General features: G+C 70.1%; 9 protein-coding genes and 1 pseudogene. 3 read left to right on the top strand and 7 right to left on the bottom strand.

The genetic code is table 11. The features are described 5' to 3' along the window. Positions 1 to 146: 146 nt before the first annotated feature. From ABH920_RS22930 to ABH920_RS22920, 3 genes are all read right to left on the bottom strand, one after another. Positions 147 to 1,166 (bottom strand): LacI family DNA-binding transcriptional regulator, encoded by a 1,020-nt coding sequence (locus tag ABH920_RS22930; protein WP_370351129.1) that lies wholly within the window; start codon positions 1,164 to 1,166, stop codon positions 147 to 149. Between the two features lie 373 nt (positions 1,167 to 1,539). Further along, positions 1,540 to 3,450 (bottom strand): molecular chaperone HtpG, encoded by a 1,911-nt coding sequence (gene htpG, locus ABH920_RS22925; protein WP_370351128.1) that lies wholly within the window; start codon positions 3,448 to 3,450, stop codon positions 1,540 to 1,542. A gap of 58 nt (positions 3,451 to 3,508) precedes the next feature. Further along, positions 3,509 to 4,174, bottom strand: coding sequence for an HSP18 transcriptional regulator (locus ABH920_RS22920; RefSeq protein WP_370351127.1), 666 nt, complete (start codon positions 4,172 to 4,174; stop codon positions 3,509 to 3,511). A gap of 98 nt (positions 4,175 to 4,272) precedes the next feature. Here ABH920_RS22920 and ABH920_RS22915 point away from each other — a divergent pair, with 98 nt between their 5' ends. Beyond that, positions 4,273 to 4,800 carry a hypothetical protein gene (locus tag ABH920_RS22915; protein WP_370351126.1) on the top strand — a complete coding sequence of 176 codons (528 nt, stop codon included), beginning with the start codon at positions 4,273 to 4,275 and terminating at the stop codon, positions 4,798 to 4,800. A gap of 13 nt (positions 4,801 to 4,813) precedes the next feature. On the opposite strand, the gene ABH920_RS22910 is transcribed toward ABH920_RS22915, so the two are convergent. Continuing rightward, complete coding sequence (locus ABH920_RS22910) at positions 4,814 to 5,230, bottom strand: ArsR/SmtB family transcription factor (RefSeq protein ID WP_370351125.1); 417 nt, start codon at positions 5,228 to 5,230, stop codon at positions 4,814 to 4,816. A gap of 85 nt (positions 5,231 to 5,315) precedes the next feature. Between ABH920_RS22910 and ABH920_RS22905 the strand changes: the two genes are divergently transcribed. After that, positions 5,316 to 6,596 (top strand): MFS transporter, encoded by a 1,281-nt coding sequence (locus tag ABH920_RS22905; RefSeq protein WP_370351124.1) that lies wholly within the window; start codon positions 5,316 to 5,318, stop codon positions 6,594 to 6,596. Positions 6,597 to 6,956: 360 nt separating this feature from the next. On the opposite strand, the gene ABH920_RS22900 is transcribed toward ABH920_RS22905, so the two are convergent. Then, the gene (locus ABH920_RS22900) at positions 6,957 to 8,672 is read right to left on the bottom strand and encodes a cellulase family glycosylhydrolase (RefSeq protein ID WP_370351123.1); all 1,716 of its coding nucleotides are present in this window, start codon (positions 8,670 to 8,672) and stop codon (positions 6,957 to 6,959) included. A gap of 185 nt (positions 8,673 to 8,857) precedes the next feature. Between ABH920_RS22900 and ABH920_RS22895 the strand changes: the two genes are divergently transcribed. Further along, positions 8,858 to 10,540: an alpha-L-fucosidase gene (locus ABH920_RS22895; protein WP_370351122.1), complete on the top strand. Its 1,683-nt coding sequence runs from the start codon at positions 8,858 to 8,860 to the stop codon at positions 10,538 to 10,540. Between the two features lie 13 nt (positions 10,541 to 10,553). On the opposite strand, the gene ABH920_RS22890 is transcribed toward ABH920_RS22895, so the two are convergent. Both ABH920_RS22890 and ABH920_RS22885 read right to left on the bottom strand, forming a co-directional pair. Beyond that, the gene (locus ABH920_RS22890; protein WP_370351121.1) at positions 10,554 to 11,333 is read right to left on the bottom strand and encodes a maleylpyruvate isomerase N-terminal domain-containing protein; all 780 of its coding nucleotides are present in this window, start codon (positions 11,331 to 11,333) and stop codon (positions 10,554 to 10,556) included. 127 nt (positions 11,334 to 11,460) lie between these two features. Continuing rightward, a pseudogene (locus ABH920_RS22885) lies at positions 11,461 to 11,556 on the bottom strand (2-deoxy-D-gluconate 3-dehydrogenase); the annotation flags it as partial. Between the last annotated feature and the right edge of the window lie 13 nt (positions 11,557 to 11,569).

The raw sequence follows: 11,569 nt of genomic DNA, 5'->3' as shown, positions 1-11,569 counted from the left end.
TCCGCCGCCACCAGGCGGCTGATGGACTCCGCATTGCCGTGCGGAGGATGGGATTTCTGGGTCGCGCGAGTGCCGGGAGAACGCCCGGTGTCAGTTGTCTGAGACACTGGCTGACGGTCGCCTGCCGGATGACTGTCAGTGCGGTGTCAGTGCTCTGACACGGGGACGGGCCCGGTGCTCGCGCGCAGGGAGACCGGTGGTGCGAGCAGGACGTGCCGGGGCGGCGCGTCGGGGGTGGCGAGCAGTTCCAGGAGCAGTTCCACCGCGACCCGGCCCATTTCCGCGGCCGAGACGTCGGCCGCGGTCAGCTGCGGCGTGACCGCCGTGGCCCAGCGGCTCAGGGCGATTCCGGTGACGGAGAAGTCCAGCGGGACCTTGCGGCCGTGTGCGGCCAGGCCCCGGTAGAGACCGCCGAGCGCCGCCTCGTTCACCGTGACCAGGGCGGTGGTGTCCGGGTCGGCGGCCAGGACGCGGCCGACGGTGTCCTCCCCGGAGGCCGCGTCGTCGCCGCACAGGTAGGCCGTGCCGACGACGCCCTGCTCCTGGCAGGCGTCCTCGAACCCGGTCAGGCTGCGGTGCGCGGACTCGTATCCGGCCCGGAACAGCCGCTCCGAGCGGTTGACGAAGGCGACGCGCCGGTGGCCGAGGTGCGCCAGGTGCTGCACACACGACCTGACCAACGCGGTGTAGTCCATGTCGACCCACCGGGTGTGGTCGGGCTTGCCGGTGCGGCCGATGGTGACGAACGGGAACCCGGCCTCGGCCAGGTAGTCGACCCGCGCGTCGTCGAGCCGGATCTCCATCAGGACCGCGCCGTCCACCCGCCGCTCGGCGACCAGGCGCCGCAGCCCCCGCTCGTCGTCGCCGACCGACGCGGCCAGCAGCACGTCGTACCCGAACCCGGCGGCCGCCTCGACCAGCGAGCCGATGAAGTCCAACTGCATGTCGGTGTAGTGGCTGCTGGCCGGCGGGAACACCAGGCCCAGGGTGTGGGTCTGGCCGGAGGACAGCGCCCGCGCGGTGGCGCTGGGCTGGTAGTCGAGCTCGTCGATCACCGCCTGGATCCGCGCCCGGGTCTCGGGCGAGATCGACCGCTTCCCGGACAGCGCGTAGGACACCGTGCTGCGGGAGACTCCCGCACGACGAGCGATCTCACCGATGTTCACGCGATTCTCCGATGGCGCCGAGGGACGAGGTGGGGCAGGGCGAGGCGGGTTGAGGCGGGGTGGTGTCGAATATCGAACCGGTTCGACCGGCGAGTTGAAGCGAGAGTAGGCGCGTCGGCTTCGTGTGTCAATCATGTGAACGACGGCCGAGCTGCCTCGCTGGTGGACCGCCGGTGGCTCGGTCGGCCGGAGGCGTTGACAGGCGGGAATCAGCACCCTAGGTTCTGACGAACCGGTTCGACGAGATGGTCGACCGCCGGGAGGTGACGTGTGCGAATGTGGGGGGGGGCGGGCGCGGGCGAGCGCAGCCCGGTACGGCGAAACAGTGCGGGGCACAACCGGCTGTCCGCCGGCCGTGCCCCTGACGGTCAGTTCACAGACTCCGGCTGAGCCGCTCGGTGAGCTGCCGGGCGAACCGCGCCGGATCCGGCAGGTCGCCGCCTTCGGCGAGCAGCGCGGTGCCCAGGATGATCTCGGCGAGCTCGGGCAGAGCCGAGTCGTCGGGGTTCTTCTCGTGCGCCGTTCGCAGGCCGCTGATCAGCGGGTGGTCGGGGTTGATCTCCAGGATGCGCTTCACCGGGGGCATCTGCTGGCCCATGGCCCGGTACATCTTCTCCAGCATCGGCGTCATGTCACCGGTGTCGCCGACGACGCAGGCCGCCGAGGTGGTGAGCCGGGAGGACAGCCGGGCCGCCTTGACGTGCTCCCCGAGCGTCGCGGCCAGCCAGGGCAGCAGGGCGGCGAAGTCGGCCTCGCGCTTGCTCTTCTCCTCGCCGTCGCCCTCGTCGGTGTCGGCGTCCAAGTCCACCTGGCCTTTGGCGATGGACTGGAAGCGGTGGCCGTCGAATTCGGTGATCTGGTCGACCCAGACTTCGTCGACCGGGTCGGTGAGGATCAGGACCTCGTAGCCCTTGGCGGTGAAGGCTTCCATGTGCGGGGAGTTCTCCACCGCGGTGCGGGTCGCGCCGGTGAGGTAGTAGATGGCGTCCTGGCCGTCCCTCATCCGGGCCACGTATTCGCGCAGGGTGGTGGTCTTCTCGGGGTCGTGGGTGGAGTCGGCGGAGATCAGCTCCAGCAGGGTCTCGGTGTTGTCGGTGTCTTCGATCAGGCCTTCCTTGAGCACCCGGCCGAACTGGTCCCACAGTTTGGTGTAGCCCTCGGCGTTGTTCGCCTGCATGTCCTTGATCGTGCCGAGGACTTTTTTGACCAGGCGGCGGCGCACCCCGCGGATGTGCCGGTCGTGCTGCAGGATCTCGCGGGAGATGTTCAGCGACAGGTCGTGGGCGTCCACCACGCCCTTGACGAAGCGCAGGTAGTTCGGCACCAGGGCTTCGCAGTCGTCCATGATGAACACCCGCTTGACGTACAGCTGCACCCCGCGCTTGGTTTCCCTGGCGAACAAGTCGAAGGGGGCCTGGGAGGGGATGAACAGCAGCGCGTCGTAGGCGAAGGTGCCCTCCGAGCGCATGTGGATGATCTCGGCGGGGTCGGTCCAGTCGTGGCTGATCTGCTTGTAGAACTCGTGGTACTCGGCCTCGGACACCTCGGCACGGGCCCTGGCCCACAGCGCCTTCATCGAGTTCAGCGTTTCCATCTCGGTGATGGTCACGCCGTCTTCGGCGCCGCGTTCGACCGCCATGCGGATGGGCCAGCGGATGAAGTCCGAGTACTGCTTCACGATGGCGCGGATCTTCCAGTCGGCCAGGTAGTCGGCCAGGCCGTCCTCGCCGTCGGCGGTCTTCAGGTGCAGCGTGACCTCGGTGCCGACCGGCAGGTCGGCGGCTGTGGAGATGTCGTAGGTGCCCTCGCCGTCGGACTCCCACAGCGTGCCCTCGGTGGTGCCGGCGCGGCGGGTGCGCAGCGTGACCTTGTCGGCGACCATGAACGCCGAGTAGAACCCGACGCCGAACTGCCCGATCAGGCTCTGCGCGGCCTCAGCGTCCTGGGCGGCCTTGACCTTCTCCAGCAGGCTCGCCGTCCCGGATTTGGCGATGGTGCCGATCAGCTCCACCACTTCCTCGCGGGCCATGCCGATGCCGTTGTCCCGCACGGTCAGGGTGCCCGCGTCCCGATCGACCTCCAGCGTGATGTGCGGGTCGGAGGTGTCGGCATCGAGGTCGGAGTCGACCAGCGACTCCAGGCGGAGCTTGTCCAAGGCGTCGGAGGCGTTGGAGATCAGCTCCCGCAGGAAGATGTCCTTGTTCGAGTAGATCGAATGGATCACCAGCTGCAACAGCTGGCGGGTCTCAGCCTGGAACTCCAGGGTCTCGGTGCTGCTGGCCACCGGGCGTTCTCCTTATGGGGTGTCGTTGATTCGCTGTCGGTATTTTGCCGTCTATATTTCACGGCGGGGTGAGCCGACGGGCCTGATCAGAGGCGGCCCGCACCTCCTCAGTGCTGCGGCCCACGGCGCCGACTTGCTCGGCGAGCACGGGGTGGCCCACCTGCAGGTGCGTACGGGCATCGGCCAGCGGGCCGAGCAGGTCGGCCGGGTCGTCGTGGCTCAGGGCGTTGCGCAGCGCGGCCAGGTCGCCGGCGGCGCCGGTGCCGAGGTCGTCCAGGGCCCCGATCTGCCCGGCCAGCTGCCGCAGGTCGGCGGCGTTGCCCCGGGCCCAGGTCGCCACCGCCTTGTCCCCGGCACGCTTGTCCCGCTCGGCACTGACCCGCTGCTCACCGGTCCCCGCCGCGCCGTCCGGAGAAGGCCGCAGCCGCAGGTAACGGCGCTCCGCGGCCTGGCGGCTGGCCACGCCCAGGGCCGGGGCCAGGTCGGCCCAGCTGGTGCCGAGGGCGCGGGCGGCCTCGATCAGCTCAGGTTCCCAGCCTGCCAGCTGCGCGCGCAGCTCACGGAGCAGCGTCAGTGCGGCCAGCGCTTGGTTCGCGTTCAGCGCTGTCGGCGTACCATCGGGTACCTGCACGGCTTGCATCGCCTGCGTGATCTCGCCGAGGGCCGCATCGGTGTCGAACACGTCCGCCGGTGCTGTGGCATGGCGGAGATCTGCGTCTCGCAATGACGTCATCCTTTCAGCGACGCCACTGCTTGTCGTCGCTTCGATGACACCTTATATCAGGGCCCGTCGTCGCGTCGACACGCTAGGAGAATGACGCTATGAACGAACTGGCGGAGCTTGAGGAATGGATCGCAGTGCTCGACGCCTGCGTCGAGCCCATCGCCACGCGGCCGGTGGACCTCACCGACCCCGACTGGGTGCGGAAGATGCGGGAAGGCCCGCATCCACTGGACGAGGCGGGGATCCGTCCGGCGGCTGAGGCGGCACTGCGGGACGTGCTCTCTTCCTACGTGGAGGGCCCCGAGCAGGTCCGGGCCTTGTTGCGCGCGCTTCTGGAGCGGTATCACTCGTTCTGCTGGGCCACGACGCTACCCTTCGAACCCACGCCCCAAGGCTTCCGTCAGCAGCTGCTGGAGATGTCCGTCAAGGATCACGGCGGCGACACACGGGACATGATGGTCACCCTGAACGGTCTCTGCGAACAGGCACGGGACACCGGTGTCGACATCCGGCCGCTCCTCCTGGAGGTAGCCGACTTCTCCAGCGACGTCGACAAGTACGGGATGGGCTCCATGCGGAGCATCCTGCTTCGAGCGGCCGGACGAGAGCCCGTCGGGCTCTGGTAACCGCTCGGCCCCGCTAGATCTCCTGCGGCTCCCAGTCCGCCACCAGGTCCAGCAGCCCCGGGAACCGCTCTTCCAAGTCCTCGATCCGCACCTGGCTGCGCCGCTCCAGCCCGTACTGGCGCTGCCGCGTAATCCCCGCCTCGCGCAGCACCTTGAAATGGTGCGTCAGCGAGGACTTCGGACGGTCGAAGCCGAACCAGCCGCAGGTGTGGTCGAAGGCCTCGGCGTCCAGCAGCAGGCGCTGGACGATCGTCAGGCGCAGCGGGTCCGACAGTGCCGCCATCACCTGCTCCAACCGGATGTCGTCGCGCGCCGGCTCGGCGAGCGGCTCGGGCGTGTCGGGGGCGGCCGGGAACGTCGCGAACCGGGGCGCGGCCTCGGATGGCGTGCCGGGCGCCTGCCTCGCGGCGCGTGCCTTGGTGCCTGTCACGGCGACCTCCTCGCTCTCAGTACGAGTTCTATCGTACAGTGTCGCCTGTTCGAAAAAACTCGTACTATCTCCGGGGGTAAACCCGATGGCTGACGTCCTCTCCACCGCCGCGTGCCGGTCCCGGCAGCGGCCCGAACGCGCCGCCGCGGCATCGGTCCGCTCGATCCTGACCGCCGCCTGGCCGATCACCGCGGTGTTCGTCCTGTCGAACGCCGCGACCCCGCTCTACGTGCTCTGGCAGCGCTCCATGGGCTTCTCCAAGGGCACGCTCACCGTCATCTTCGCCTTCTACATCGTCGGCCTGTTGGCATCGCTCCTGGTCAGCGGCGTCGCCTCGGACCGGCTGGGACGCAAGGCGGTCCTGATACCGGCCCTGCTCCTGGCGCTCGCCGCCTGCCTGGTCTTCGGCACGGCCACCTCCGTGACCGCGCTCATGGTCGCCCGCCTGTTCACCGGCTTCGCGGTCGGCGCCGTGGTCAGCGCCGGGATGGCCGCGGTGTCGGACGTCGCCGGGCCCGAACGCCGCCGCCAGGGCGCGCTGCTCGCCTCGTGCGCGATGGTGTTCGGCGCGGGGCTGGGCCCGCTGGCGGCCGGGATCCTGGCGCAGACCGTCGCCGGGCCGACGGTCACCGTCTTCGCGGTGGAGGCGGCGCTGCTGCTGACGGCGCTCGCCGCGGTGCTGCGCCTCCCGCTCCCCCGGCCCGCGCGCGCCGCGAGCACTGAGAGCGCCCACAGCAGCACCGCGCACACCACAGCCGGCAGCTGGATCCGCATCCCCTCGGTCCCACCCCACGGCCGCCTGCCGCTGCTGCACGGCGTCGCCGCCTTCGCCCCCGGCATCACCGCGACCTCCTTCGTCCTCTCCCTCGGCCCCTCCCTACTGGCGAACCTCCTGCACTCCGGCAGCCGCATCCTCGCCGGCTGCACCGCGTTCGTGATGTTCGCCGCCGCGACCGGAGCGCAGTTCGCCGTCCACCGCCTCAGCCGCCGCCGCATCCTGCTGGTCAGCCTCGGCGCCACGACGCTGGCGATGGCCGCCCTGGCGGGCGCGGTCACCGCCGGCTCGGCACCACTGCTGTTCACCGCCGCCGTCCTGGCCGGCGTCGGCCAGGGCCTGGGCCAGCTCGCCGGCCTGTCCCTGCTGAACGCCACCATCCCGGCGCACCGCCTGGCCGAGGCCAACGCGGCCCTGAACGTCGGCGGCTACCTCGCCGCCGGAACCCTGCCGGTCGCGGCCGGCTACCTCAGCGACGCGGTCGGCCTCAGCACCAGCGCCTCGGTGTTCGCCGCGGTGCTCGCGGCGCTGGCGATCGGCGGCGCGGCAGTCGTGGTCGCGACCCGGCACAAGGTCGAGGAACCGGCCTGACCCGCGCGAAATCAGTAGTCTTCTTCACGGCAGCGGCCGTCGAGCGCCCAGGCGAAGAACCCAAGCGTGCGATCGGTTGAGGTGCGGGAAGTGGACGAAAGGGTAGGCCAGCAACAGCCGGTCCGGAGCCCGCCGGCCCTTCGAGATCGCCGCCGGTGAATCCGCCGCCGTGCACCCACACCAGGGCGTGCCGCACTTCACCGCGCGATCGCCGCGCGTCCCCGGAATCACCCGATCCTCGATCCCGACGTCCGGCATCCCCAACCCCTCGGGGTCGGCGAAGAACTCGGTGAGCCGCGCCGTGTGGTCCGGGCGCGCGCCTGTCCTCAGCTCCAGACGCGCGCGGTGGCTCGGGGTGGGTCAGGACAGCGTTCCGGTGACGGTGCTGCCGGACTTGGTCAGGTAGTACGTCGCGGTGGCGCCGCTCCAGAAGTGGAACGTGAGCGTCACGCGCTTGCCGTCGGTGAGCGAGGCCAGGTAGGCGGACGGCAGAACGATGCCGTTGTTCGCGTAGTCGGGCGAGAACGAGGTGCCGTACGCCTGGTACGCGGTCCACGTGGCCTGGCCGGCGTTGGTGCCGTCGGCGTAGACGGACTGCATCATGGACAGCGTGTCGCCGTTGAACTGCGTGGGGATGGTGAAGGCGCTCGCCGTGCCGACCGTCGCGGTCGCCGCCGTCAGCGCGGGCTGGGCGTTGGTCACGACGTTGACCTGCCACGGCAGGCCCCGGGAGAAGTGCGCCGACAGCGTCGCGTCGATGCCGTAGGCCGGGGCGCCGGCCTGGTTCGCCTGCGTGGTCAGCTTGGTCAGCAGCGCGGCCTTGAGCGTGAGCTGGGTGCCGCTGACGGTGTAGTCACAGCCTTCGCGCAGCCGCTTGGTCCCGTCGTAGAGCCCGGTGAAGCGCAGGCCGTTCAGGGTGAGCGTCAGGCTCTGGTCGGCGACCGGAGCGGCCTTGGGCACGTACACCGTGTCGTTGGACGCGGTCCCCGACCGGGTCTTCCAGCTCGACTTCGCCGCGTCGTACGTCGCCGGCTCGATCAGCTGCAGGGTGTTGCGGTCCAGGATGCGGCCGCCGTCGTCCCAGTAGCTCAGGGTGATGCCGGTGGTCCGCGCCTCGTAGCCGAGCAGCTCGTAGTACTTCAGCATCTCGCCGGTCTCGAGGCCGCCGAAGCCCTTGTAGTCGTTGTACAGGCCGACTTCGCCGGCGTAGACCGGGATGCCCTTGGCCACGAACTCGTCGTGCATCAGGTTGAAGGCGTCGAGGACGTTCTGCTGCGAGGTGGCGTCGAAAGTATCGACGCCGGCGATGTTCACGCCGAACGGCCAGTAGCCGTAGTAGTGGAACGACGCGATCAGGTTCGGGTCGTTCAGCGAGGCGATCTCGGTGGCCAGGGCGTCGTCCAGCGGCTTGCTGGCGGTGTCGCCGAGCGTCGAGAGCATCAGGTAGCGCTTGGCGTTCGCGCCGCCGGAGGCTCGCACGATGGTGAAGAAGTCCGTCTGGAGCTGGTTCAGCAGCGTCTCGCCCTGGGCGTCGGTGACGCCGGAGAACGACTGCTCGTTGTCGGCCTCGAAGACCACCGAGCGCGGCTCGTCCTTGAGCGCGGTCGCGATCTGCGTCCAGACCGCGTCGTAGTGCGGCCGCACGGTCGGGTCGGTGGGCATGTTCGTGATCCACTGCCACGAGTCGTGGTGCACGTTGACCACCACGGTCAGGCCGTCGGCGCGCGCCCAGTCCACCACCTGCTTGACCCGGGCCATCCAGGTGGGGTCGATCGTGTAGTCGGGGGCGGCGCCCTCGTGCCCGCTCCAGGTCACCGGCAGCCGCACGCTCTTGTAGCCGAGCGACTTGATCTTCTGGAGCAGCGCCTGAGTGATCGGCGGGTTGCCCCAGGAGGTCTCGGTGGGAATGGCGTCGAGGGTGTTTCCGATGTTGTAGCCGGGCTGCATGTCGGCGACGAACCGCGTCGCGGCGTTCGACGGCGCGGCAGTGCCCTGCGAGGCGGTCGCGGCGTTCGCCGGGAGCGCGGCCGCGGAGACGCCGGCGAACAGCAGGCCGGCGAGGCCGACGATGGTCACGCCGGACCGCCATCGGGTTCTGGAGAAGACAGCAAGCCGCATGAGAACTCCAAGGTGAGCATGGGGACTTGAGAGACAGAAAGCTTTCGCTAGTATGAAGAGAAAGTTTCTCTCTGCCTTGCGCGACGGAGGCTACTAGCCGCTCGGCGGCACGGCAAGCTTCCCGACAGTTTCGGAGACCCCTGATGACGAACCCGTTGGTCCCGCTACGGATCCCGAAGCTCGACCAGGGCATGTGGCAGCAGCCTGACGCGACGATCCAATGGCTGCGCGACACCCGCCTGGGCATGTTCATCCACTGGGGCGTCTACGCCGGCCCGGCGCACGGCGAGTGGTACATGCACTCGGCCGCGATCACGCCCGCCGCCTACCAGAACTTCGTCACGCAGTCCTCACCGCAGCAGTTCACCGCCGACGCCTGTCGGCCCGCTGACTGGGCCCGGCTGGCCCAGCAGCTCGGCGCCGGCTACACCGTGCTGACGGCCCGGCACCACGACGGCTTCGCCCTGTGGCCGAGCAGCTATCCCTTGAGCTGGAACGCCGGACAGGCACCGCTGAAGCGCGATTTCGTCAGGGAATACGTCGCCGCGGTGCGCGCCGCAGGACTGCGGGTCGGCCTCTACTACTCCCCCATCAACTGGCGCTACCCCGGCTACTACGACGTCACCGGCACCGACCCGGCGCACCGCGAGAACGCCCGGCTGATGAAGGAGGAGGTGTACCAGTGCGTCAAGGAGCTGGTCACCCAGTACGGCGCGCTGGACGACTTCTGGTGGGACGGCGGCTGGCTGGCCGAGCAGGGCACTGACGCCGACGCCTCGTTCTTCTGGGAGCCGGGCCGCTACCGGGACTCCGGCAACGGCTGGCCGGTGGACGCCGCCTACGGCGCGACGGAGACCGGCACCGGACTGCCGTTGGGACTGACCGGCTTGGTGCGCCAGTCCCAGCCGACCGCGACCGCCACCCCGCGATCGGGCTGGATCGGCGACTACGACGTCGACGAGGGCGGCGCGGTGCCCACCGGCCGGCTGCGGTCCGGGCACCTGGTGCAGAAAGACGTTCAGCGTCGGCAGCACCTGGGGCCCAATCAGGCCGCGCTGATGCAGCAGCTCGGCACGTTCATGAAGGCCAACGGGGAGGCGGTCTACAACACGCGCGGCGGACCGTGGGACCCGGTGGACGGCCAGTACGGCTTCACCTTCAGCACGAACACCGTCTACGTCCACCTGCTACCCGGCTACTCCGGAAGCACGTTCACCACGCCTGCTCTCGGCGACGCCCACGCGGTACGGGCCTACGACGTGGTCTCGCACGCGCCGCTCCAGCTCAGCATCGGCACCGGTGGTAGCGCCGGCGCCGGAAACCAGGCCACGATCACCGGCATCGACCGCACCCGCTACCCGGATGACACCGTCATCGCGATCGTCCTGGACCGAGCCGTCATCCCCACCGACATCGCCCGCACCCGCGCGACCAGCGCCGACAGCATCGAAACCGCGCACGGCAACCTCGCCGCCAACGCCGTCGACGGCGACACCGCCACCCGCTGGTGCGCGGCCGACGGTGCCACCGGCCACTGGCTGAGCGTCGACCTCGGCAGCGTCACCCCCGTCACCGGGGCGCGCCTGGCCTGGGAATTCGACGGCCACCGCTACAGCTACCGGATCGGCGCCTCCACCGACGGCTCGTCCTGGACCACCCTCGCCGACCTGACCGCGACCGCCGGTACCGCGCAGGTCCAGACCGTCGGCTTCGCCGCGACCACGCGCCACCTCCGGGTCACGGTCACCGCCCTCGACGCCGGGTGCTGGGCCTCGATCCGCTTGTTCGAGGTCTACGACCGGCCGTTCTTCGACCCGTCCCTATAGAACCTGTGCCCGGCTAGAAATCCCAGGCGCGGAGCCGTTCGACAACGCTCACGTCGCCGCCGAGCTCCAGCTGGTCCATCGGGATCCGGTCGTAGCACGCGAGGACCACGTCGCTCGCCGTGCCTCGGATGAAGGCGGTCGCCTCCGAACCCGCGTCGGCGTCCGACAGTTGGCGCACCTTCGAGCCGTCGGCGGACAGCGTGAGGCGCCAGGAGTGGCCCTCGGTGACGTGGACATCGAGGGTCGCGGGCTCGTGCGGCCAGGGCGTCTCGGTGGTGCCGCAGGTGGTGTTGAACTCCTCGACGCCGTCGATCGCCGCCTCCGTCGGCAGCGCCGGCGGCTCCGCGACACCGGCCGCGAGCTGGGCGTCGTAGGTGTGAACCGCTGCCTCCTGCACCTGGTGCCGGGCGACGGCGCCGGAGGTCTCCGGCGACTGGGTGTCGCCCCACCAGGTCCAGCAGCCCCGGTCCGGACCGGCCTCGCGCAGCGCGTCGACCAGCTGCCGGGTCGACTCGGCGAGCCAGTCGAGCAGGGCCTCGCGCTCCTCCGGCGCCGACTCGGCCGCCGTCTGCCAGGTCCCGGCCGGCGGCTCGTCGGCCGGGCCGGCCGCGACGATGGCGGCCCACCGGCGCTGCACGCCGCCCAGGTGCCGCGCCAGGACCATCAGCGTCCACCCGGGGCAGCCCGCGACCTCCGCCTCGAGATCAGGCGCGGACTGCACCGCGGCGCGGAAGGCGGAGGACCGGTCGTCGATCAGCTTGAGCAGCTCAGGCAGCTCGGGAGTCGTATACACGACGGATGTCTACCAGCGATCTCCCATCGCGGCCAATGATTAAACGCTGATCAGACCCAGGGACCGTAAGGAGGACCACAGGGCTTCGGGAACGCTCGCCCGGTACAGCTCGATATTCCGGGCGACCTGAGTGCCGAGCGGCGGGGGTGCGCGCGATGGTGCCGGCGTTGTTGACCAGGATGTCGACCGGACGCTCGACGACGGCCAGGCGCCCGGTGAGGTCGAATCGGTTCGTG

Origin of the sequence: Catenulispora sp. EB89 (assembly GCF_041261445.1) — a bacterium.
In the GTDB taxonomy this organism is placed as follows: domain Bacteria; phylum Actinomycetota; class Actinomycetes; order Streptomycetales; family Catenulisporaceae; genus Catenulispora.
This window is presented reverse-complemented; position numbering and strand designations above follow the sequence as displayed.

Excerpts from the sequence above, each read along its gene's own strand:
- ABH920_RS22915 (WP_370351126.1), top strand. The coding sequence starts at position 4,273 with ATGAACGAACTGGCGGAGCTTGAGGAATGGATCGCAGTGCTCGACGCC.
- ABH920_RS22905 (WP_370351124.1), top strand. The coding sequence starts at position 5,316 with ATGGCTGACGTCCTCTCCACCGCCGCGTGCCGGTCCCGGCAGCGGCCC.
- ABH920_RS22895 (WP_370351122.1), top strand. The coding sequence starts at position 8,858 with ATGACGAACCCGTTGGTCCCGCTACGGATCCCGAAGCTCGACCAGGGC.